The organism is Bradyrhizobium arachidis (genome assembly GCF_024758505.1).
Lineage (GTDB): Bacteria > Pseudomonadota > Alphaproteobacteria > Rhizobiales > Xanthobacteraceae > Bradyrhizobium > Bradyrhizobium manausense_C.
The window spans coordinates 8,384,267-8,404,481 of sequence record NZ_CP077970.1 but is presented as its reverse complement, the minus strand read 5'-3'; the positions used below and the strand labels follow the sequence as shown (position 1 = coordinate 8,404,481).

Here is a 20,215-nt window from a genome sequence, read left to right as displayed (position 1 = left end):
CATAAGGCCAGGAGTTCCAATCACGTGTCGCGGAACCTAGACGAGATCGACCTCAAAATTCTCGCCGAGATCCAGGCCGACGGGCGAATCACCAATGTGGAACTCGCCAAACGCGTCGGCATCTCGCCGCCGCCCTGCCTACGCCGGGTCCGCGCGCTGGAGGAAGAGGGCTACATCCACGGCTATCGTGGACTCCTGGACCCGCGAAAGCTCGGTTTCGACGTCACCGTGTTTGCCGCCGTGCATCTGTCGAGCCAGGCGGAGGCGGATTTGCGCGCCTTCGAGGAGTTCGTCCGCGCCGAGCCGCTGGTACGGGAGTGCTGGATGCTGTCGGGCGAGGTCGACTTCATCCTCAAATGCGTCGCGCCCGACATGGCGACCTTCCAGGATTTCGTCACGCACCTCACGGCCGCCCCGCATGTCCGAAACGTCCGCACGTCGCTGGTGCTGCACAACTCCAAATACGAAGCCGCCGTGCCGCTCGAGGTGAAGGGGCGGCGGTGAAGTCTACGCCCGCCGCATCGCGTCGACGCTGATCGGCCCGCCGCCGGCCGACGCCAGATAGAGGCATGCGAAGCAGAACAGGATCGCCAGCGTGCCGTCATTGACGAGCGGAAAGAAGCTGTGCGGCAGATGCTCGATGAAATAGGCAAACGCCATCTCGCCGGACAGGACGAAGGCGACGAGCCGTGTCAGGAGCCCGAGCATCAACAGACCGCCGAGCACGAGCTCGATCATGCCGGCAACACCGAACAGCGACAGCGGCGTGACCTCGGCGAACATCTCGACCGCCGGAAACTTGAACAGCTTTGCGACACCGAACTGAAACAGCAGGAGTCCGGTGATGAAGCGGAAGAGGCTGAGCAAATAGGGCTGGCTCTGCGCGGCGATGCGATCGACGTCCATCGTGTCCTCCTCTGAGGTCCTGAGCAGCAGACTCAAGGATGACCGAGGAACGGGCCGTTCACAATCGTGTCAGGCCGCCGCCGGACACGTTGCGACACAAAAAAAGGCCGCGCAGGAGGCGCGGCCTTTTCGATGAATTGGGCGGATAGTGACTAGCGCCACTCGACCTTGGTGATCTCATAGGCCTTGGCGCCGCCGGGCGTGTTGACTTCGACGGAAGCGCCCTTCTTCTTGCCGATCAGCGCGCGCGCGAGCGGCGAGGTGATGGAGATGCGGCCTTTCTTGGCGTCGGCCTCGACCTCGCCGACGATCTGCCACACCGTCTTCTTCTCGGTGTCCTCGTCGACCAGGGTGACGGTCGCGCCGAACTTGATGGTGTCGCCAGAGAGCTTTGAGATGTCGATGATATCGGCGCGCGCGAGCTTGTCCTCGAGCTCGGCGATGCGGCCCTCATTGTGGGACTGCTCTTCCTTCGCGGCGTGATATTCGGCGTTCTCCGAGAGGTCTCCGTGCGAGCGCGCCTCCGCGATATGCTCGATGATCCGCGGACGGTCCTCGGACTGGCGCTTCTTCAACTCTTCCCCGAGCGCGGCAAAGCCGGCCACGGTCATCGGAACCTTTTCCATCGTCTCTCTCGTCCTCCGGTCGTGCGCCCCCAACAATCGGAGAGCGCAGGCAACCTTTGATTCGTCAGTGTTTCCGCGGGCCGAACACATGGCCGCCGGAAGGGTTATGTGGGTCTGGCGCCGGAACAGAACAACCACAACGTCCGGACAGTTCCTCCGGCCATTGTGGCTTCACCGCCAATCACTTAGCGGGAGCTCGGCCCCCCGCTAACGGATCAGGTTTCCGAAAAATAGCTCTGCAGGGTGCGAACCTCAAGGTCCCCGCCCAGATAGGCACGGATGCCCTGCGCGGCTGCCACGGCCCCGGAAAGAGTGGTGTAATACGGCACTTTATGCAAGAGGGCGGCCCGCCGCAGCGAACGGCTGTCGGCGAGCGCCTGCGGGCCTTCGGTGGTGTTGAAGACGAGTTGGACGTCGCCATTGGTGATGGCGTCCACGATGTGCGGCCGTCCCTCCAGCACCTTGTTCACCTTCTCGGTCGGGATGCCCTGATCGGCGAGGTGCCGCTGGGTGCCCGAGGTCGCCAGCACCTTGAAGCCGATCGAATGCAACTGGCGCACCGCGTCGGTGATGCGGATCTTGTCGCTCTCGCGCACCGAGACGAACACCGTGCCCTTGCCAGGTACCCGCGTGCCGCCGCCGAGCTGGCTCTTGGCGAATGCCACCGCAAAGGAGCGGTCGATGCCCATGACCTCGCCGGTCGAGCGCATCTCGGGGCCCAGCACCGTGTCGACGCCGGGGAAACGCGCGAACGGAAACACCGATTCCTTGACGCCGACATGCTTGAGACTGGCGTCTTTCAGCTTGAAGTCGGCGAGCTTCTCGCCGGCCATGATGCGCGCGGCAATCTTCGCAACCGGCGTGCCGACCACCTTGGCGACGAACGGCACCGTGCGCGAGGCGCGCGGATTGACCTCGAGCACGTAGATCTCGCCGTCCTTGATCGCATATTGCACGTTCATCAGGCCGACCACGTCGAGCCCGAGCGCGAGCTCGCGCGTCTGCCGCTTCAGCTCCGCGATCATGCCGGCGTCGAGCGAGTGCGGCGGCAGCGAACAGGCGGAGTCGCCCGAATGAATGCCGGCTTCCTCGATGTGCTCCATGATGCCGACGATGAAAGTGTCCTCGCCGTCGGAGAGACAGTCGACGTCGATCTCGGTGGCGTCGGAGAGATAGCGGTCGAACAGCAGCGGGTTCTTGCCGAGCACGGTGTTGATCTGCCCGGTCTTGTCGTTCGGGTAGCGCGCCTTGACGTCGGCCGGCACCAGTTCCGGGAGCGTGCCGAGCAGATAGTCGTTGAGCTGGTTCTCCTCGCGGATGATCTGCATCGCGCGGCCGCCCAGCACGTAGGACGGGCGCACCACCAGCGGCAGGCCGAGATCGGCGGAGACGAGGCGAGCCTGCTCGACCGAATAGGCGATGCCGTTCTTGGGCTGCTTCAGCCGCAGCTTGTCGAGCACGCGCTTGAAGCGGTCGCGGTCTTCGGCGAGGTCGATGGCGTCGGGCGAGGTGCCGAGGATCGGCACTTCGGCGGCCTCCAGCGCGCGTGCGAGCTTGAGCGGGGTCTGGCCGCCGAACTGCACGATCACGCCGTGCAGCGTGCCCTTGCTGCGCTCGGTCGCGATGATCTCCAGCACGTCCTCGGCGGTGAGCGGCTCGAAATAGAGCCGGTCGGCGGTGTCGTAGTCGGTGGACACCGTTTCCGGGTTGCAATTGACCATGATGGACTCATAGCCGGCGTCATGCAGCGCGAAGCAGGCGTGACAGCAGCAATAGTCGAACTCGATGCCCTGGCCGATGCGGTTGGGGCCGCCACCGAGGATGATGACCTTCCTCTTGTCCGACGGCGTGCTTTCGTCGGCGGGCGCGCCCGCAAATGGCGCCTCATAGGTCGAATACATGTAGGCGGTGGGCGAGGCGAACTCGGCCGCACAGGTGTCGATGCGCTTGTAGACCGGGCGCACGCCGAGCGCGTGGCGCTTGGCCGTCACCTCGGCTTCAGTGGTCTCCGCCAGCACCGCAAGCCGCGCGTCGGAAAAACCCATGGCCTTGAGCGTGCGCATGCCGAAGGCGTTGCCGGGCAGGCCGTGCTTGCGGACCTTCTCCTCCATGTCGACGATGCCGCGCATCTCGCCAAGGAACCACGGATCGATCTTGCAGGAGTTGAAGATCTCCTCATTGGTCCAACCCAGCCGCATGGCCTGGGCGACCTGGAGCAGGCGGTTCGGCGTCGGCGTGCCCAAGGCGGCGCGGATCGCGTTCTTGTCGTCGTCGCGGCCGAGCCCCTCGATCTCGATCTCGTCGAGACCGGTTAAGCCCGTCTCGAGCCCGCGCAAGGCCTTCTGCAGGCTCTCCTGGAAGGTGCGGCCGATCGCCATGACCTCGCCGACCGACTTCATCGACGTCGTCAGCGTGGTGGAGGCACCGGGGAATTTCTCGAACGCAAAGCGCGGCACCTTGGTGACGACGTAGTCGATCGTCGGCTCGAACGAGGCCGGCGTGGCGCCGCCGGTGATGTCGTTGGCGATCTCGTCGAGCGTGTAGCCGACCGCGAGTTTTGCCGCGACTTTTGCGATCGGGAAGCCGGTGGCCTTCGAGGCCAGCGCTGAGGAGCGCGACACGCGCGGATTCATCTCGATGACAACCATGCGGCCGTCTTCCGGATTGACGCCGAACTGCACGTTGGAGCCGCCGGTCTCGACGCCGATCTCGCGCAGCACCGCCAGCGAGGCGTCGCGCATGATCTGGTATTCCTTGTCGGTCAGCGTCAGCGCCGGCGCCACGGTGATGGAGTCGCCAGTGTGCACGCCCATCGGATCGAGGTTCTCGATCGAGCAGACGATGATGCAATTGTCCTTCTTGTCGCGCACCACCTCCATCTCGTACTCCTTCCAGCCGAGTACGGATTCTTCGATCAGCACTTCGTTGGTGGGAGACGCGTCCAGGCCGCGCTCGATGATGTCGAGGAACTCTTCCTTGTTGTAGGCGATGCCGCCGCCGGTGCCGCCCATGGTGAAGGAGGGGCGGATGATCGCGGGCAGGCCGATCTCGGACAGCGCCATCATCGCCTGGCCGAACGCGTATTCCTGGTAGCGCTTGCGGCGATCGCTCTCGCCCAGCGTCCACTGCCGCTCGTGCTCTTCGAGGGCGGCGCCGGAGAGCTTTTCGCGCTCGGCGAGGTATTTGTCGCGGAACGACTTCTTCAATGCCGACGCGTTGGCAAGCCGCGACTTCGGCGTCTGCAGGCCGATCTTCTCCATGGCGTTGCGGAACAGCTGGCGGTCTTCCGCCTTGTCGATGGCGTCAGCCGTGGCGCCGATCATCTCGACGTCGAATTTTTCCAGCGTGCCCTGCCGGCGCAGCGACAGCGCGCAGTTGAGCGCGGTCTGCCCGCCCATGGTCGGCAAGAGCGCAAAGCCGCCGGGAACGACATGACGTTCCTTCTCGATGATCTTTGCGACGATCTCGGGCGTGATCGGCTCGATATAGGTCGCATCGGCCAATTCCGGGTCGGTCATGATCGTGGCCGGGTTGGAATTGACCAGGACGATCCGGTAGCCCTCTTCCTTCAGCGTTTTCACCGCCTGGGTGCCCGAATAGTCGAATTCGCAGGCCTGGCCGATCACGATGGGACCGGCGCCGATGATCAGGATGGTGGAGATGTCTGTACGTTTGGGCATCAACTCTCGCCGGACTGGGAATTGGGCACAAAAAAAGGGCGCGCTACTGCGCGTCCCCTGAGCCGAGAGCGCGGGGTAGTCTCCCTCGCGCGCGGGTGGGTCTTAGACCAGATTCCGGGGCGGCGAAACCCCGAAAAACGCCCATCAACCGGCAATTTTCAGCGATTTGGGCCGCGCCTGCCAGCCACGGGCAAGATGCACCAGAAGCGAGGCCGCAACGCTCGAGCCGCCGATCCAGCCGAGGTCATTTGGCGAGAGTGTCGCCAGCACCGCGCCGCCCAGGGCACCGCCTATGGCAAAGCCCAGATACATCGCCGAGGCGTTGAGCGAGAGCGCGATCATCGAGGCCTGCGGCTCGATCCGGATGATGCTGGCGACCTGGGCCGGATAGAACGCCCAGCCCGAGATGCCCCAGAGGAAGATCGCACCCAGCACCGCATAATGCGCCTGCCCCGGCATCAGCTTCAGGACCAGCGAATGCAGGATCAGCGCGCTCGCCATGCCGGCGAGCCCGAGCGCGGCGGTCGCGAGCGTGCCGAGCCGGTCGGCCAGAATGCCGCCGAGCATGTTCCCGATCGCGGCCGCTCCGCCAAACACAAGCAGCGCAAGGCTGATTTGCGAAGCATCGAATCCGAGGCCGCGCAGCGGGACCGCGAAATAGGTGAAAACGGTGAAGCCGCCGAGCGCCCATAGAACAGTAATCAGAAGCGCGATCAGCACATTGCTGTGACGGGCCACCGCCAGCCGTTCGGCGAGCGAAGCGGTGTTCCGCGGTAGCCCGCGAGGCAGGCCGAGCAGGAGCCCGGCGAGCGCGACGGCACCAAGCAGCGCGACCATGACGAACGTCGCGCGCCAGCCGAGCAGGCTGCCGACGAGATTGCCGAGGGGAACGCCGAGGACGGTCGCGACCGTAATGCCGGAAGTGACCAGTGCGACCGCGCGGCCGCGCCGTTCGGGCGCGGCGACTGCCACCGACACGGCCAGCGCCGTCGGCATGCAAAGCCCGGCGCCCAGGGCCATCAGCATCCGCGAAGCCAGCAGCAGCACGTAGCCTGTGGCGACCACCGCTGCGAGGTTTCCGGCGATGAAGGTCGAGAGCGCCAGTGCCAGCACGGTCCGGCGGTCGATGTTGTTCAATGTCACGGCCAGGATCGGCGAGCCCACCGCATAGGTGAGGGCGTAAGCAGTGACCAACTGCCCAGCCGCCGACACGGAGATCGACAGGTCGCCCGCGATCGCCGGTAAAAGACCTGCAATTACAAAGCCTTCGGTTCCGATCGCGAAGGCAGCCAAGGCCAGCCAGAACACGCTCATTGGAGAAGTCCTATGTTCAATGTTTATTGAACTATTGATCACGACGATATGCCTGTCAATAAGTTCAAGAACTATTGAACATTGCGGACCCTTTGCTATGATTACGGACCATGAGCCGCACGCCTCTCCATCCCACACGCGAGCAAATCGAGCTGCCGATGGTCCTGGATTGCCTGAGCGATCCGATCCGCCTGGCGATCGTCTACCAACTCGCCCAGCAAGAACGTGTCAGCAGCGAACTTCGTTGCGGCGACTTCAACGGCCTCGCCGGCAAGTCGAACCTCGCTTACCATTTTGCCAAGCTGCGCGAATGCGGGCTGATGCAGACCCGCATCGTCGGCACCAGCCGCCTGATGCGGCTGCGGCGTGAGGATCTGGACGCGCGCTTCCCGGGCCTGCTCGATGCCGTGATCAACTCAGCGGCCAAGGATGCCGATCGGCTTCAGCCTCTGTCCGAGTGCGATGTGGTCGAGGCGGATTGAAGACGAGGTGAGCCTCTAGTGCGGCTGCGCCGCGCGGAGCCCCGTCGGCGCGAAGCCCGGCTTCGCCCTTCGGGCTTCGCCGTGGCAGCCTTCGCTATGATAGGGCTTGCCGAGCCAGAGCTGCGGAGCAGCGAAGGCCCGCCTCCGCTCGTTGAGCTACGGCGTGGCAGGCTGGCTCGCCTAGCCGAAGCGGCAGAGCCGCGAAGGCTGGAGACCCGGCCTGGATTTGAACCAGGATAAAGGACGATGCACCGTCCCCGCGTTGACGCTTCCGCCACCGGGCCGCAGGGATCATCGCCGATCGGGGTGCGACAGGCCACCTCAGCTATTCATTAACCCTAACCGCGCGCAAAGGTCGGCCGCGCGATGAAGGTCATGCGCCAGCGGTTGTGCCCGATATTGGTGTGGGCCCGCTGCGCCGAGAATCCGGCGGCGGCGAGTTTTGCCGTGATCTCGTCCTCGCTGTAGCGCTGCAGCCCGACGCGCGAGCGCAGGTGCCGGTAGTCGGAGAGCGCCGTCGAAATCAGCCCGACCAGCGCATCCTTGAGAAAGCCGTGGCGCGCGCCGAAGGAGAGCAGCGCGGTCACGTCCCGGCCCATGCCGACCTCCGGCCGCAGCACGTCGCCCAGCACCAGCTTTCCGGACGGCTTGAGCAGCCGGCGGATCGCCGTGAATGCTGCGTCGAGCTCGTCCGGCGTCATGTATTGCGCGACCGAGTTCATCACGACCAGGTCGACCGATTGCTCGGTCATCTTCCTGACGTCATCGAGCGAGCGGACGCGGATCTTGGTGTTCGGCGCAAAACGCGCGATCAGCCGGCCGCGCACGCCGGGCGCGGGCTCGGCCAGGATCAGCTTGCCGCAGGCGGCTGCGACCTGGCCCGCCGACAGCGCCTCGCCGCAGGCATAGTCGAGCACGGTCGCGTCCGATGCGGAGATGTAGCCGATGATGTCGCGCGCGATGATCTGGAAATGCAGGTCGCGATGCAGCTTGCTGACATAAATCGTATGCGTGGAATCGTAATAATCGATCCAGTCGTCCATGACACCTAGGGGTCCCGGGGAGGCAGTTCCTGGGCAGGAACTGCGGCTGATCGCCTGCGTTAAGGGATGCGACGGCGCGCCGTCAATGTGCGGTCCTAACAGGAAGGTTCCCCGTGAGCAAAGCCAAGTCTGACACAAGATCCGATAAAATATCGCCCGATCTCGATACCCCCACCGATCTCGAGCCGGCGGCGGTCAGCAAGATCTCGGAGGCGCTCAACGTGCTGCTGGCCGACGCCTTTGCGCTGTACCTGAAAACCAAGAACTTCCACTGGCACGTCAGCGGCCGGCATTTCCGCGACTACCATCTGATGCTGGACGAGCAGTCGGACGCGATCTTCGCCACCACCGATCAGCTCGCCGAGCGCGTCCGCAAGCTCGGCGGCGCGACGCTGAAGTCGATCGGCCAGGTCGGCAAGCTGCAGACCATCCAGGACAACAACGAGGACTACGTCCCGCCGCGCGAGATGCTGCGCGAGCTGATGGAGGACAACAAGCACATGGCGGCCGCCATGCGTAAAGCCCACAAGCTCTGCGACGAGCACGAGGACACCGGCACCGCAGCCCTGCTCGAGGTCTTCATCGACGAGACCGAGCGCAGAACCTGGTTCCTGTTCGAAGCGAGCCGCCAGGAAGGCAGCAACGCGGCGTGACGCCGGATGCCTTCCGGCGCGCTGCCGTCAAATCACCGCGATCGGAAATGGCGCTGTAACCACGCCAGCAGCTTGGCGAATTCCGGCGACATGACGGTGTCCGCACCCGTGAGCACGGTGTCGTGCCCCTGGTCCTGGATCGAGATCGAATACGACATCGCGTCGCGCAGGCCCGCGGGCCGCGGCGGCGAGGAGCCGGCCGCGACGGCCGCGGCGGCGAGCTCGCTGAGCTCTTTCGCCGCAGCCGGATCGAGCGTGGCGGTATCGAGGACGAGCGGAGGGCGCTGGAGCAAAACTCCCGCGCCCTGACCGCCGTGTTGCGCCAAGCTGATCTTCATAACCACCTATTACCGAAGGCGGGCCTTCAAGTCACGGGTGGCCCGCCCGATCAGTGCGGCCGGCCCTGCTGCATGCCTTCCAGCGTTCGCGAGAGCGCCGTGAGCTGACTGGAGAGCTCGGCGATCTTGTGCGCGACCTCTGCCGCATCGTCGTGGCCATTGGCTGACGCCGTCACCCGTCGGGCGCGAGCCATCCGACTGCTCGTCCCGGCCAGCGCGTGGAGGCCGCTGATCTGTAGACCGACCTCCTTCCAGGCTGTAGCCACGGCCTGCTGCTCGGCGCTCTGCGCACCGTAGAGCTGACCCGCCTTGAGGTAGGTCGTGTCGGCGAACTCCTGGAAGTTCGTGTTCTGGTTCGACGCCAGCAGCGAGGCGTACCAGATGTGTCCCGGCGCCTCCCACGCAAATCCGCCGATGCCGATCGCGGTCAGGTAGAAGGCCTTGTTGGGAATGCCGGAGTTGATGTGCACGCCCCCATTGTCGCCGTCATCCGTGTCGGGCAGGTTGACGTATTTCCGCATATGGTCGGGCTGCGGGTCCTTGCCGAGCGTCGGATTGTTGTAGGCCTTGCCCGGCTCCTTCATCGAACGCAACGCATCCGCGCCGATCTCGGGCGTGAATACTTCGGCGCCGATCAGCCAGTCGGCCTGGTCGGCCGATTGCTTCTTCACCCATTGCTTGACCAGCGAGCCGAACACGTCTGACATCGACTCGTTCAACGCGCCCGGCTGATTGTGATAGATCAGGCCGGCGGCCTGTTCGGTGACGCCGTGCGTGAGCTCATGTCCGATCACGTCGATCGACTTGGTGAAGTCCGTGAAGAGGACGCCGTCTCCGTCGCCGAACACCATCTCGCTGCCGTCCCAGAACGCGTTGTTGTAGCCGTCGGCATAGTGGACGAAGCCATTGAGGCGCATGCCATTACCGTCGATCGAGTCGCGATCGAAGACCTGCTGGTAGAAGTCGCGCGTGTCGCCGAGGCCTTCGAATGCCCGGTTGACGCTGTCGTCCTTCGACTTCGGGCCGTCCTCTGTACGAGCGACCGTCGCCGAACCGAGCATGGTGGAATTGCCGCAGTCCGATATCGTTCGCCGTCCGTGCGACGACGGGGCGGCCGCGGCGGCAACGAGCCCGCGGATTTTGCGCTCGCCGCGCAGGCGCGACGTCGACAGCAGCGTACGCAGGGCGGCGTCACGGATGCGACTGTCGGTGTTGTCGAGCAGCTTCTTGAGAACGTGAGGCGGGGTGATGCAGTTGATGCAGCGGCAACGGCTTGAGAACATCATGATCGACTCCAATGGTGCTGAGAAAAAGGTGCTTGAAGAAAAAGCAAAATAAAAATGGAGGAAATACAACCTCAGCGATTATCTATCGGAGGTAGCTGAAGTCAAGGCGCGACCATGTCGCGATTGCGTGAAGATGATTCGTACGAAAGCGTGGAAACGTCAGCGCCGTTTCCACAATCCGACCAGCGGGCCGTCCTTGCCCGTCACCGGATCGTTGTCCGGGACAACCACTGCGGGAATCGTCTTCAGCGCCTTCGCGTGGACTACGTTCCGTCGCGCGAGATGCCGCGCGAACTGATGGAGGACAACAAGCACATGGCCGCGCTGCCATGCGCAAAGCCCACAAGCTCTGCGACGAGCACGAGATTACCGACGCCGCAGCTGTGCTCGAGATGCCATCGACGAGACCGAGCGTCGAACCTGGTTCCTGTTCGAAGCGAGCTGTCAGGAAGGGAGCAACGCGGCGTCATGTCGTCCCGGACCAGCGAGCGTAGCGAGTGCCGATCCGGGACGCGGGTGAATCTGGGGCGTTATTGTGCCGAGCCCACCGTAACCTGTGCTTTCTCGATTGGCGGGGGATTCCACTTGCCTGTCAGCGCCTCGGACTTCGGGCTGTAGAGACGCATGGTCAGATTGAAGGCTCCTTTCGGCGCCGGGAGCCAGTTGGCCTCGAGCTCCTTTCCCGGACTTTCGTTCTGGAAGTAGAGGTCGAGCGAGCCGTCCGCATTGTACTTGAAGGGCATCCAGCTACTGACCGCAAAGCGGTTCAGCGCATTGCCAACCTGGAAGCCTTCCGGATCGTAGAGGGTGATCGACCAGAAGGCGTTGACAGGCGGCGTCGCGCCCTTGGCAAAGGTGATGGTGTACTTGCTGGCGCCGTCGAGGGGCTTGCCGGACGCGTCGCCGAGATTGAGCGGATAGATCGCATCCTCGGGCAGGTTCGCTCCCAGCCCCACCTGCGCGACGATGGCTCGCTTGAGGTAGTAGTTGCCGTAGACGCCCATCGTGTCGGTGTTCATCGACCAGTTGTTCGCCACCCGTGCCAACGTGGGCACCTTCCAGGCCATCAGCTTCTGCCCTTCCTGCGGCGCGGTCTCCAGCGCTCTCTGCACAGCCGGGTCGAGCTTGCCGATATCGAAGCTCTTGCCGGGCTCGATGCCGATCCGCTTCATCTGTGCGATGATGGGTTCGTCCGTGATATGAGGCGGATGGAGCTTGAGCAGTTCCGCAGCGTAGGCGAAGTACTGGCCGGCCTTCATGGTGTCGACCTGAACCTTCGGCGGTGTCTTCATATCGACGCTCGGGTCGATCTTGGTTTCCACCGCGCGTGGCGTCTTGCCGAAATCAGACAGCAGGGCGACCTTGTAGCCGGCCTGAATCTTGTGGACCGCGTCGTAATCCGGGGGCCCATCGGTCTTGGTGCGGCCGACCACCCAGACATAAGGCGTGGGCGCCTCGATCCGCTGGGTGTCCTTCGGCAGCTTGAGCTCCTCGGCGAATCTCTCGCGCAGATCCGGTCTCCAGCCCGGAGGTGTCACCAGAAAAGTCCCTGCCTTGGTGCCGGTTGTTCGCCAGCCCGGCGACGCAAAGACGTCGGACCACATGTCGAGCATCGGCAACAGATAGAAGCGACCGTCGGTGTCGGGCACGGAGATGACGACGGGCTCCTTGGTCATGTCGAGCCAGGAGACCGAGTAGAGCGTATCGAAGTTGGAGCGCACGACGCCCTTGAAATCCGCGGGCGGGTATTCGGGCACGTTGACGAACGTGTTCATCGGGCCCTTGAAGTTCTCCTTGCCCGGTTCGACGTTCGTGAATTGCTTCCTCGTAATATCCATCGACAGCAGCGAGTAGAAATACACATAGGAGTCCACTGCGATCGCGTGCGCCTCTTGCTCGGTGATCGGCGTCGCCGTGCTCTGCGCGAATGCCGCCGGCGCAGTTGCCGCGCCGATGCAGAGAGACAATGTCAGCGTCAGAATTCCTCGAAGCATGTCGACTCCTCCACTGCTGGTACGTGCTGAGATGACGTGTGGGCCCGGCAGGCCCGTCTTGCTCCAATGTGGGACGCGAATGATCGATCGTGCGAAAGCGGCGGCTCGCTGCACGTCGCGCCGCGCGTGCAGGACCCGCTAAGAAAATGCCTTGATGCCAAAGATCGTGAAGGTTTCTTCGGCTGCCTCCACAACCATGAGGTTAGCATGAAGGAACGATGGTCACCAGCGTGCCGAGGATTCAGGAGGCGATGCTCGGCGGCAACCCCGGACGTCCCCGCGGTGGCAGACCGGCGCGCCGTTTCGCGCGCTTTTCCGGCGCTTTCCGATGATTGCTGCGTTTCGACAACGGATGAAGATACCGGCTTGAACCGATCGACCTCGCATCCGGCGGGGCAAATTGCCGCAATCGCGCTTATGGCGCGCTGCGTTTCCACAACCGAACCAGCGGCCCGGTCTTGCCCATCACCGGATCAGACTCCGGCACCTTCACCGCGGGAATTGTCTTCAGCGCCCGCGCATGATTGTCCGGTGTTGCGCGCGTGATCTCCATTTTCGAGCAGGGCGGATAGGCTCCGATCACGCAAAAGTCTTGGCTCGCAGACACGAGTTGATGCCCGGTGCCGGCGGGCAGGATCGCGACATCGCCCGCTTTGATCTCAAGCACCTGCCCGTGATCGCCGCCGAAGCGCACGCGGGCCCCGCCGCGTGCCACGCCGAGCACCTCATGCACGGTCGCGTGATAATGCAGATAATCGTAGACGCCGTTGCGCCACATGCCGCCCCAGCCGTTTCGGCCGAACAGGCCTTCGACGGTTTCCTCAGGCGCCTGCGGATCGAGCTTCACCGCGCCCTGATAGACCAGGAAGGGGAGGATGTTGTTGGGTACGAGCCCGTCGTCCTCGAAGACGATCGCGAGCGGCTCGGCATTGTCAGGGACGACGGACATGGCGAGGCTCCTGCTGCAAAATGGCAGCGGGACAACATTCTAGCGTGTGGAGGTGTTCCTCGACAGGTCTCGTGTCCCGGACGCGCTGCAGCGTGTAACGCTGCTGCGCAGATCCGGGACCCAAAGAGGTGCGAGAGACGAGAGTGTAGCTAGCATTGGCCCCGGTTCAGCAGCGCATCACGCCGCGAGGAGCGGCGTGCTGCACTGCGCCCGGGGCACGAGAGCAGTGTTACGCGCTCTTCTTCTGCCGCATCAGATCGGCAAAGCGCTGGAACAGATAGTGCGAGTCGCGCGGGCCGGGCGAGGCCTCAGGGTGGTACTGCACCGAGAACACCGGCTTGCCGTCGAGCTGGATGCCGCAATTGGAGCCGTCGAACAGCGAGATGTGGGTCTGCGTCGCGCCCTTCGGCAGGGTCTTCTCGTCCACGGCAAAGCCGTGGTTCATCGAGGTGATCTCGACCTTGCCGGTGGTCTCGTCCTTGACGGGATGATTGGCGCCGTGATGGCCCTGATGCATCTTCTTCGTCTTGGCGCCGACGGCGAGGCCGAGCATCTGATGGCCCAGGCAGATGCCGAAGGTCGGCGTGCCAGACTTGATCACCTGCTGGATCACCGGCACGGCATATTTGCCGGTCGCGGCCGGATCGCCCGGACCGTTCGACAGGAACACGCCGTCAGGCTTCATCGCCAGAATGTCGTCAGCCGACGTGGTGGCCGGCACCACCGTCACCTTGCAGCCGACGCCGGCGAGCAGGCGCAAAATGTTGCGCTTGATGCCGTAGTCGATGGCGACGACGTTGAATTCGGGCGTCTCCTGCCGGCCAAAGCCTTCGTTCCACACCCAGGGCGTCTCGTCCCAGTTGAAGCGCTGGCTGGAGGTGACCATCGGCACGAGGTCCATGCCCTCGAGGCCCGGCCACTCGCGCGCCTCTTCCTTCAGCCCGTGCAGGTCGAACTTGCCGGTCCTGGAATGCGCGATCACGGCGTTGGGCATGCCCTTGCTGCGGATCAGCGCGGTGAGCGCGCGCGTGTCGATGCCGGACAGGCCGATGATGCCGCGAGCCTTCAGCCACTGGTCGAGATGTTTTGTGGCGCGAAAGTTCGAGGGATCGGTGATGGCGGTGCGCAAAATCACGCCGCGCGCGCCGGGCGTCGCGGCCATGTTCACCGTCTCGATATCTTCCTCGTTGGTCCCGACATTGCCGATATGCGGGAAGGTGAAGGTGATGATCTGCCCGGCATAGGAGGGATCGGTCAAAATCTCCTCATAGCCGGTCATCGCGGTGTTGAAGCAGACCTCGCCCACCGCTTGCCCTTCGGCGCCGAGGCCAAAGCCTTCGAGCACCGTGCCGTCGGCAAGCACGAGGAGCGCGGTCGGTCTATGGTCCGGCCAGGCGGGATCGTTTTCGGATTGTGTCATGAGCCCGCTTCATAGAGCCCGCGGGCGCCGCCGTCAAAGCGGAAGCGGCCGGATTCACATGCGTTTTTGCATATTTGACAGACCCCGGCAGGCACCTAAGCTCCGCAGGACAATTTCCGGCAAATTCAGAGGCTTGCGAGGCAATAATGGACCGGACGACCCCGATTGCGCTGGTTCCGGGGCTGGCGTCCTGCCGCAGCCCGAACAGCCCGAGGCGACCGCGTGGGCGATCGAACGGCTTGCCAGCTAGGCCGTGAGCTCAGGCGCAATAGGCCGCCTTGGTCCATAGCGGCAGGAGGGCGAAAGCCACGATCGCGATATCAAGCACGTAGAGGAATCGCCTGGCCTTTCGCGAGATCGGTTGCGTCGAGAACTCACCCTCGTAGACCACCAGCGGATCGAAGCTGCTCTCCCACCCGAGCTTGTAGGTCAGCAGGGAAATGAAGTCATAGACCGGCATGTACAGCAAAAGCATCAGAAACAGGCCATGCATGGCGAGGACGAGCCAGGACGAGCTAGTCTCGCTCGCAAAGCCCGGCAGCGTGCTGCAAGTGTAGGGGCCGAAACGGCTTCCCCAGAGCACGACCAGGCAGACCGCCAACATGGCCAGATGCTTTCCGGTCTTCATGCAAGCACCTATATAGACCCCAGATCTTGTTGTAGACGACGAGTCTTTCCGGACTGTTTCCAAGTGAGGCGACCATGATGCGCGACGATATCAACAATGCGATCAAGGAGGCCATGAAGGCCAAGGACGAGCGAAAACTCTCCACGCTGCGCATGGTCAATTCGACCATCAAGAACGCGGACATCGACGCCCGCGGCAACGGCAAGCCGCCACTGTCCGATGCCGACCTGCTCGGCGTGCTCCAGAAGATGATCAAGCAGCGCCAGGAGGCGGTCGAGCTCTACGACAAGGGCGGCCGCGCCGAGCTCGCCGCGCAGGAGCGCGAGGAGATCGCGGTGATCTCCGCGTACTTGCCGAAACAGATGTCGGATGACGAGGTCAAGAAGGCGATTGCCGATATCGTCACTGAGACCGGCGCTGCCGGCATGAAGGACATGGGCAAGGTGATCGCAGCCTTGAAGACGAAGTACGCCGGCCAGATGGATTTTGGCAAAGCCAGTGGTTTGGTGAAGGCGGCGCTGACGGGCTAGCTCTCTCTTACCCTCCCCCTCCAGGGGAGGATGGGCACCTTTTGTCGTTGCTGCAAACCGGTCTAGTCTCCTCGCAGACACAAATCGGGAGCAACCGATGAACGCCATCACGCCGTTCCGCATCGACATCAGCGACGCCGTCCTTGCCGATCTCAAGGCGCGCCTTGCGCGGACGCGCTGGCCGGAGGCGGAGCTGGTCGATGACTGGAGCCAGGGCGCGCCGCTGAAATGGATCCAGGACATCTGCCGTTACTGGGAAAAGGAGTACGACTGGCGGGCGCGCGAGGCAAAACTGAATCGGTTTGCGCAGTTCACCAACGAGATCGACGGGCTCGACATCCACTTCCTGCATGTGCGCTCGAAGGAGCCCAATGCGCTGCCGCTCATCATCACCCATGGCTGGCCCGGCTCGATCGTCGAATTCCACAAGGTGATCGAGCCGCTGGTCGATCCAGCCGCGCATGGCGGCAACGCCGCCGACGCGTTCCATGTCATCTGCCCGTCGCTGCCGGGTTTTGGCTTCTCTGCGAAGCCAAAGACCACCGGCTGGGGCGTCGACCGCATTGCCGCGACCTGGGCGAAGCTGATGGATCGCCTCGGATACGCGCGCTATGGCGCGCAGGGTGGCGACTGGGGCTCGGCGGTGACGACGTCGCTCGGCGCCCAAGACCCGGCGCATTGCGCCGGCATCCACATCACGCTCGCCTTCAACGCGGCGCCCAAGGTCGATGGCGAGCCGACGGTGCAAGAGAAGCGGGCGCTCGCTGGCTTGAAGCACTACGTCGATCTCGACTCCGGCTACTCAAAACAGCAATCGACGCGTCCGCAGACGCTCGGCTACGGATTGACGGATTCGCCGAGTGGGCAGGCGGCGTGGATCCTGGAAAAGTTCTGGGCATGGACCGATTGCAACGGCCATCCCGAGAACATTTTCACCAGGGACGAGCTGCTCGACAACGTCATGCTGTATTGGGCGACGGAGACGGCGGCCTCCTCCGCGCGGCTCTACTGGGAGAGTTTTGGCAGGCGCCGCACCACGCCCAAGGTGAGCGTGCCGACGGGCGTCGCGGTGTTCCCCAAGGAGATCATCACGCCGGTCCGCCGCTGGATGGAGCCGAACTTTCTGGACATTACCCATTGGAGCGAGATGGAGAAGGGCGGCCATTTCGCTGCCTTCGAGCAGCCGGAGCTCTTTGTCGGCGACGTCAGGAAGTTTTTTCGGACGCTGCGCTGAAGCGCCGTCATGCCCGGGCCTTCGCCGCGCCGAAGCGGCTTCGGCCGCGCAGGCGGGCTTGTCCCGGCCATCCACGAGCTTAAACTGCCTGGCCAATAAGAAACGATTGGGAAGGCGCCCAAAACCATGCTCACCGAAGCAAAAACCTACGACGAGCTCTACCGCAATTTTCGCTGGGACATCCCGGCGCGCTTCAACATGGCCGAGGCCTGCTGCGATCGTCATGCCGATGGCAGCGGGCGGCTGGCGCTGATCTATGTCGACGAGAACGGCGCCGTGACCCGCACCTCCTTCGACGAGGTCGCCGAGATGTCGCGCCGCTTTGCCAATGTGCTGAAGGCGGACGGCCTGAACCGTGGCGACCGCGTCGCGGTGTTTTTGTCGCAATCGCTGGAACTGCCGATCGCGCATATGGCGGCGTTCCGCTCCGGCATGATCTCGATCCCGTTGTTCGCGTTGTTTGGCGAAGACGCGCTGGAATTCCGCCTGTCGAATTCCCAAGCCAGGGCGATCATCACCGACGAGGCCGGTTGGGAAAAACTGACGAAAATCCGCGAGCGGCTGCCTTACCTGCAGGACATCTATGTCACCAGCGGCGCCGTTCACGCCGGCGCAAAACCGTTCTGGCCGGCGATCGAAACGGCGGCCGAGGAATTTGCGACCGTCGATACCTCCGCCGATGATCCCGCGCTGATCATCTACACCTCCGGCACGACAGGTAATCCCAAGGGCGCGCTGCATGCGCATCGCGTCGTGCTCGGCCATCTGCCCAATGTCGAGATGTGCCACAACTTTTTGCCGCGTCCCGGCGATCTCATGTGGACGCCAGCCGACTGGGCCTGGATCGGCGGGCTCGTCAACGGCCTCTTCGCGTTCTGGTATCACGGCATTCCGCTGGTCGGTCACCGCGCCCGCAAATTCGAGCCGCAGGCGGCGATGCAGATGATGGCAGATCTTTCCATCCGCAACGTCTTCCTGCCGCCGACCGCGCTAAAGCTGATGCGGCAGGCCGGCGTCAAGCATGCGGGTGTCAAGCTGCGCAGCATCTTTACCGGCGGTGAATCGCTCGGTGGCGAACTTTTGGGCTGGGTGCGCGAGACCTTTGGCATCGACGCGCATGAGGTGTTCGGCCAGACCGAGTGCAATCTGGTGATCGGCAGCAACTCGAATCTGTTCCCGATCCGCCCGGGATCGATGGGCCGGGCGACGCCCGGTTTCGACGTCCGCATCGTCAACGACAAGGGCGAGGAGCAGCCCACGGGACAGCGCGGCATCATCGGCGTGCGTCAGCCATGCCCCGTCACCATGCTCGAATATTGGGGCAATCCGGACGCGACGAAAAAGAAATATGCCGGCGAATTCCTGCTCACCGGCGATCTCGGCGTGCAGGATGCGGACGGCTATTTCTGGTACGTCAGCCGCGAGGACGACGTCATCACCACCGCCGGCTATCGCGTCGGGCCGTCCGAGATCGAGCACACGCTGATGAAGCATCCTTCCGTCGCGATGGCAGCGGTGGTCGGCATCCCCGATCCGATCCGCACGGAATCGATCAAGGCCTGGATCGTGCTCCGCCCGGGTTTTGCGCCGGACGAGGCGCTCGCGCGCGAGATCCAGGAGTTCGTGAAGGTGCAGCTCGCCGCCCACGAATATCCACGCTTCGTGCAGTTCGCCGAGACGCTGCCGATGACCGCGACCGGGAAGGTGTTGCGAAGGGAGCTGCGGGCGCTAGGGTAGCCTCTCTTCGCTGGATTCGACGCGGTCAACTCATGCAAAAAACTGCTTCTCCCGCCGCGGGCCTGCACCGCGCTTCGCTCAAGAAACTCCACGATTTGGACGCGGCGCTGGAGCTCATGTATTACGGCTGGCGCGGGATGACGCTTGCGGCCGACGAGTACCTCGCCACGCTCGAGCTCTCGCGTCCGCACCATCGCATTCTCTATGTTGTCGCGCGACGGCCCGATATCTCGATCGGTACACTGATCGAGGTTCTGGGGATTTCCAAGCAGGCCTTGAACCGGCCGCTCAACCTGCTGCTGCAGCGCGAACTCCTGACATCGAAGCGGTCGCCCGAGCAGCATCGCTCCAAATTGCTGCGGCTGACGCAAGAGGGGCAACGCATCGAGCAACGCGCGTCGGGCTACGAGCGCAAGGTCCTGCGTGAGGCATTTGATCGGGTCGGTCAGCCCAGCGCCGCGGCGTGGATGGCCGTGATGGAGGCCATCGCCGACAAGAACTAACTTCTAAGGTCAATCGAGTTGACGTTAGAATGATGCTGTGCCACCTTCGCCGCGGTGCCGGAGGAGGGTGAAGCATGAGCGAACGGGTCATGGACCGGGCGGCGATGGGGCGCTTTGTCGAGGCTTGGTGCGCAAGCTGGTGCAGGGTCGATATCGACGCTGTCGTCTCGCACTTTGCCGAAGACGCCGAGATGCGCAGCCCATTGGCGCTCAAATTGACGGATTCGCCTGTCGTCGTCGGCGCCGAAAACATTCGCGCCTACTGGCGGCAGGCCTATGGCGCGATCGAGAGCGCGGACCTGAAAATCTTGAGTTGGAGCTGGGACGATACCATCGCGCGGCTGACGGTATGGTGGCAATTGGGCGATACACGCGCCAGCGAATTCATGGATTTCGACGGTGCCGGCCGCGTGATCCGCAGCGAAGCCTTCTACGGAAAATAGCCATGCGCGTCTCGGATTTTGTCCTGTTCCTCAACACACTCTGGTTCGTTGCAGCCTTCATCCAGTTCAGCATCGCCCAGGGCAATACGCTGAAGATCCTGGTGCCCCGGGAGGAGCGCGGCAATCCGATTGCGCCGACGTTACAGGCCAGCGTGGCGTTTCTCGGCGGGATGAATCTGCCGATCGGACTTTTATCACTGTACCTCCTGGCATCGCGGCCGCCCTTCTTCGGGGGCAATGAAGCACAGGTCGCGTTGTTCCTGTTCTTCTCCGCGTGTCACTTCAGCCAGTTCGCCTACAACCTGCCGATCCTCAAGCGCGGCGGTCGCGTCGGGGTGGCCTATTGGCCGGTGCTGAAGGGGCCGATGCTCAGGATCTTCGTCATCGACGCGACGCTGTTCGTGGCCAACCTCGTCGTGGCCGTCCTGCCCGCGCTCCGCTGAAGCATC

General features: G+C 63.6%; 20 protein-coding genes and 1 pseudogene. 10 read left to right on the top strand and 11 right to left on the bottom strand.

What is annotated here, in order from left to right; all coding sequences use genetic code 11:
- Positions 1-24 precede the first annotated feature (24 nt).
- Entirely contained in the window at positions 25-504 is a 480-nt protein-coding gene (locus tag KUF59_RS39000; RefSeq protein WP_212458535.1) for an Lrp/AsnC family transcriptional regulator, read from the top strand.
- Positions 505-507: 3 nt separating this feature from the next.
- On the opposite strand, the gene KUF59_RS38995 is transcribed toward KUF59_RS39000, so the two are convergent.
- From KUF59_RS38995 to KUF59_RS38980, 4 genes are all read right to left on the bottom strand, one after another.
- Positions 508-906, bottom strand: coding sequence for a DoxX family protein (locus KUF59_RS38995; protein ID WP_212458536.1), 399 nt, complete (start codon positions 904-906; stop codon positions 508-510).
- 152 nt (positions 907-1,058) lie between these two features.
- Positions 1,059-1,532: a transcription elongation factor GreA gene (gene greA, locus KUF59_RS38990; RefSeq protein WP_212402281.1), complete on the bottom strand. Its 474-nt coding sequence runs from the start codon at positions 1,530-1,532 to the stop codon at positions 1,059-1,061.
- Positions 1,533-1,747: 215 nt separating this feature from the next.
- Positions 1,748-5,212: a carbamoyl-phosphate synthase large subunit gene (gene carB, locus KUF59_RS38985; RefSeq protein WP_212458537.1), complete on the bottom strand. Its 3,465-nt coding sequence runs from the start codon at positions 5,210-5,212 to the stop codon at positions 1,748-1,750.
- A 144-nt stretch (positions 5,213-5,356) separates the two neighbouring features.
- On the bottom strand, positions 5,357-6,526 hold the full coding sequence (locus KUF59_RS38980; protein ID WP_212458538.1) for an MFS transporter: 1,170 nt from the start codon (positions 6,524-6,526) through the stop codon (positions 5,357-5,359).
- 110 nt (positions 6,527-6,636) lie between these two features.
- Here KUF59_RS38980 and KUF59_RS38975 point away from each other — a divergent pair, with 110 nt between their 5' ends.
- Positions 6,637-7,008, top strand: coding sequence for an ArsR/SmtB family transcription factor (locus tag KUF59_RS38975; RefSeq protein WP_212458539.1), 372 nt, complete (start codon positions 6,637-6,639; stop codon positions 7,006-7,008).
- A 338-nt stretch (positions 7,009-7,346) separates the two neighbouring features.
- Here the strand turns inward: KUF59_RS38975 and KUF59_RS38970 are convergent, their stop codons facing one another.
- On the bottom strand, positions 7,347-8,051 hold the full coding sequence (locus tag KUF59_RS38970; RefSeq protein WP_212458540.1) for a class I SAM-dependent methyltransferase: 705 nt from the start codon (positions 8,049-8,051) through the stop codon (positions 7,347-7,349).
- Between the two features lie 113 nt (positions 8,052-8,164).
- On the opposite strand from KUF59_RS38970, the gene KUF59_RS38965 reads away from it, so the two are divergent.
- Positions 8,165-8,704: a Dps family protein gene (locus KUF59_RS38965; RefSeq protein ID WP_212458541.1), complete on the top strand. Its 540-nt coding sequence runs from the start codon at positions 8,165-8,167 to the stop codon at positions 8,702-8,704.
- A 32-nt stretch (positions 8,705-8,736) separates the two neighbouring features.
- Here KUF59_RS38965 and KUF59_RS38960 read toward each other — a convergent pair whose 3' ends face one another.
- Both KUF59_RS38960 and KUF59_RS38955 read right to left on the bottom strand, forming a co-directional pair.
- Positions 8,737-9,042 carry a protealysin inhibitor emfourin gene (locus KUF59_RS38960; protein ID WP_212458543.1) on the bottom strand — a complete coding sequence of 102 codons (306 nt, stop codon included), beginning with the start codon at positions 9,040-9,042 and terminating at the stop codon, positions 8,737-8,739.
- 50 nt (positions 9,043-9,092) lie between these two features.
- Positions 9,093-10,328 (bottom strand): M4 family metallopeptidase, encoded by a 1,236-nt coding sequence (locus tag KUF59_RS38955; RefSeq protein ID WP_258767921.1) that lies wholly within the window; start codon positions 10,326-10,328, stop codon positions 9,093-9,095.
- Positions 10,329-10,589: 261 nt separating this feature from the next.
- Here KUF59_RS38955 and KUF59_RS38950 point away from each other — a divergent pair.
- Positions 10,590-10,848 (top strand): annotated as a pseudogene (locus KUF59_RS38950) (ferritin family protein); the annotation flags it as partial.
- Positions 10,849-10,858: 10 nt separating this feature from the next.
- On the opposite strand, the gene KUF59_RS38945 reads toward KUF59_RS38950, so the two are convergent.
- The 4 genes from KUF59_RS38945 to KUF59_RS38930 all read right to left on the bottom strand — a co-directional run bounded on the left by KUF59_RS38945 (position 10,859) and on the right by KUF59_RS38930 (position 15,319).
- Positions 10,859-12,322, bottom strand: a complete 1,464-nt coding sequence (locus tag KUF59_RS38945) for a DUF1254 domain-containing protein (protein ID WP_212458544.1) — start codon at positions 12,320-12,322, stop codon at positions 10,859-10,861.
- Between the two features lie 415 nt (positions 12,323-12,737).
- Positions 12,738-13,271 carry a cupin domain-containing protein gene (locus KUF59_RS38940; RefSeq protein ID WP_212458545.1) on the bottom strand — a complete coding sequence of 178 codons (534 nt, stop codon included), beginning with the start codon at positions 13,269-13,271 and terminating at the stop codon, positions 12,738-12,740.
- A gap of 229 nt (positions 13,272-13,500) precedes the next feature.
- The gene (carA, locus tag KUF59_RS38935; protein ID WP_212458547.1) at positions 13,501-14,691 is read right to left on the bottom strand and encodes a glutamine-hydrolyzing carbamoyl-phosphate synthase small subunit; all 1,191 of its coding nucleotides are present in this window, start codon (positions 14,689-14,691) and stop codon (positions 13,501-13,503) included.
- Positions 14,692-14,950: 259 nt separating this feature from the next.
- A complete protein-coding gene (locus tag KUF59_RS38930; RefSeq protein ID WP_212458549.1) occupies positions 14,951-15,319 on the bottom strand; it encodes a hypothetical protein in 369 nt (122 codons plus the stop codon).
- A 74-nt stretch (positions 15,320-15,393) separates the two neighbouring features.
- Here KUF59_RS38930 and KUF59_RS38925 point away from each other — a divergent pair, with 74 nt between their 5' ends.
- From KUF59_RS38925 to KUF59_RS38900, 6 genes are all read left to right on the top strand, one after another.
- Positions 15,394-15,849 carry a GatB/YqeY domain-containing protein gene (locus tag KUF59_RS38925; protein ID WP_212458550.1) on the top strand — a complete coding sequence of 152 codons (456 nt, stop codon included), beginning with the start codon at positions 15,394-15,396 and terminating at the stop codon, positions 15,847-15,849.
- 97 nt (positions 15,850-15,946) lie between these two features.
- Positions 15,947-17,083, top strand: coding sequence for an epoxide hydrolase family protein (locus tag KUF59_RS38920; protein ID WP_212458552.1), 1,137 nt, complete (start codon positions 15,947-15,949; stop codon positions 17,081-17,083).
- A 126-nt stretch (positions 17,084-17,209) separates the two neighbouring features.
- On the top strand, positions 17,210-18,820 hold the full coding sequence (locus KUF59_RS38915; protein WP_212458553.1) for an acyl-CoA synthetase: 1,611 nt from the start codon (positions 17,210-17,212) through the stop codon (positions 18,818-18,820).
- Between the two features lie 32 nt (positions 18,821-18,852).
- A complete protein-coding gene (locus KUF59_RS38910; protein ID WP_212458554.1) occupies positions 18,853-19,323 on the top strand; it encodes a MarR family transcriptional regulator in 471 nt (156 codons plus the stop codon).
- Between the two features lie 74 nt (positions 19,324-19,397).
- On the top strand, positions 19,398-19,766 hold the full coding sequence (locus KUF59_RS38905) for a YybH family protein (RefSeq protein ID WP_212458556.1): 369 nt from the start codon (positions 19,398-19,400) through the stop codon (positions 19,764-19,766).
- 2 nt (positions 19,767-19,768) lie between these two features.
- Positions 19,769-20,209: a hypothetical protein gene (locus KUF59_RS38900; protein ID WP_212458557.1), complete on the top strand. Its 441-nt coding sequence runs from the start codon at positions 19,769-19,771 to the stop codon at positions 20,207-20,209.
- Positions 20,210-20,215 lie beyond the last annotated feature (6 nt).

Bases quoted from the DNA above. Each gene is read 5' to 3' on its own strand.
- KUF59_RS38995 (WP_212458536.1), bottom strand. From the start codon at position 906: ATGGACGTCGATCGCATCGCCGCGCAGAGCCAGCCCTATTTGCTCAGC.
- greA (WP_212402281.1), bottom strand. From the start codon at position 1,532: ATGGAAAAGGTTCCGATGACCGTGGCCGGCTTTGCCGCGCTCGGGGAA.
- carB (WP_212458537.1), bottom strand. From the start codon at position 5,212: ATGCCCAAACGTACAGACATCTCCACCATCCTGATCATCGGCGCCGGT.
- KUF59_RS38980 (WP_212458538.1), bottom strand. From the start codon at position 6,526: ATGAGCGTGTTCTGGCTGGCCTTGGCTGCCTTCGCGATCGGAACCGAA.
- KUF59_RS38975 (WP_212458539.1), top strand. From the start codon at position 6,637: ATGAGCCGCACGCCTCTCCATCCCACACGCGAGCAAATCGAGCTGCCG.
- KUF59_RS38970 (WP_212458540.1), bottom strand. From the start codon at position 8,051: ATGGACGACTGGATCGATTATTACGATTCCACGCATACGATTTATGTC.
- KUF59_RS38960 (WP_212458543.1), bottom strand. From the start codon at position 9,042: ATGAAGATCAGCTTGGCGCAACACGGCGGTCAGGGCGCGGGAGTTTTG.
- KUF59_RS38955 (WP_258767921.1), bottom strand. From the start codon at position 10,328: ATGATGTTCTCAAGCCGTTGCCGCTGCATCAACTGCATCACCCCGCCT.
- KUF59_RS38945 (WP_212458544.1), bottom strand. From the start codon at position 12,322: ATGCTTCGAGGAATTCTGACGCTGACATTGTCTCTCTGCATCGGCGCG.
- KUF59_RS38940 (WP_212458545.1), bottom strand. From the start codon at position 13,271: ATGTCCGTCGTCCCTGACAATGCCGAGCCGCTCGCGATCGTCTTCGAG.
- carA (WP_212458547.1), bottom strand. From the start codon at position 14,691: ATGACACAATCCGAAAACGATCCCGCCTGGCCGGACCATAGACCGACC.
- KUF59_RS38930 (WP_212458549.1), bottom strand. From the start codon at position 15,319: ATGAAGACCGGAAAGCATCTGGCCATGTTGGCGGTCTGCCTGGTCGTG.
- KUF59_RS38925 (WP_212458550.1), top strand. From the start codon at position 15,394: ATGATGCGCGACGATATCAACAATGCGATCAAGGAGGCCATGAAGGCC.
- KUF59_RS38920 (WP_212458552.1), top strand. From the start codon at position 15,947: ATGAACGCCATCACGCCGTTCCGCATCGACATCAGCGACGCCGTCCTT.
- KUF59_RS38915 (WP_212458553.1), top strand. From the start codon at position 17,210: ATGCTCACCGAAGCAAAAACCTACGACGAGCTCTACCGCAATTTTCGC.
- KUF59_RS38910 (WP_212458554.1), top strand. From the start codon at position 18,853: ATGCAAAAAACTGCTTCTCCCGCCGCGGGCCTGCACCGCGCTTCGCTC.
- KUF59_RS38905 (WP_212458556.1), top strand. From the start codon at position 19,398: ATGAGCGAACGGGTCATGGACCGGGCGGCGATGGGGCGCTTTGTCGAG.
- KUF59_RS38900 (WP_212458557.1), top strand. From the start codon at position 19,769: ATGCGCGTCTCGGATTTTGTCCTGTTCCTCAACACACTCTGGTTCGTT.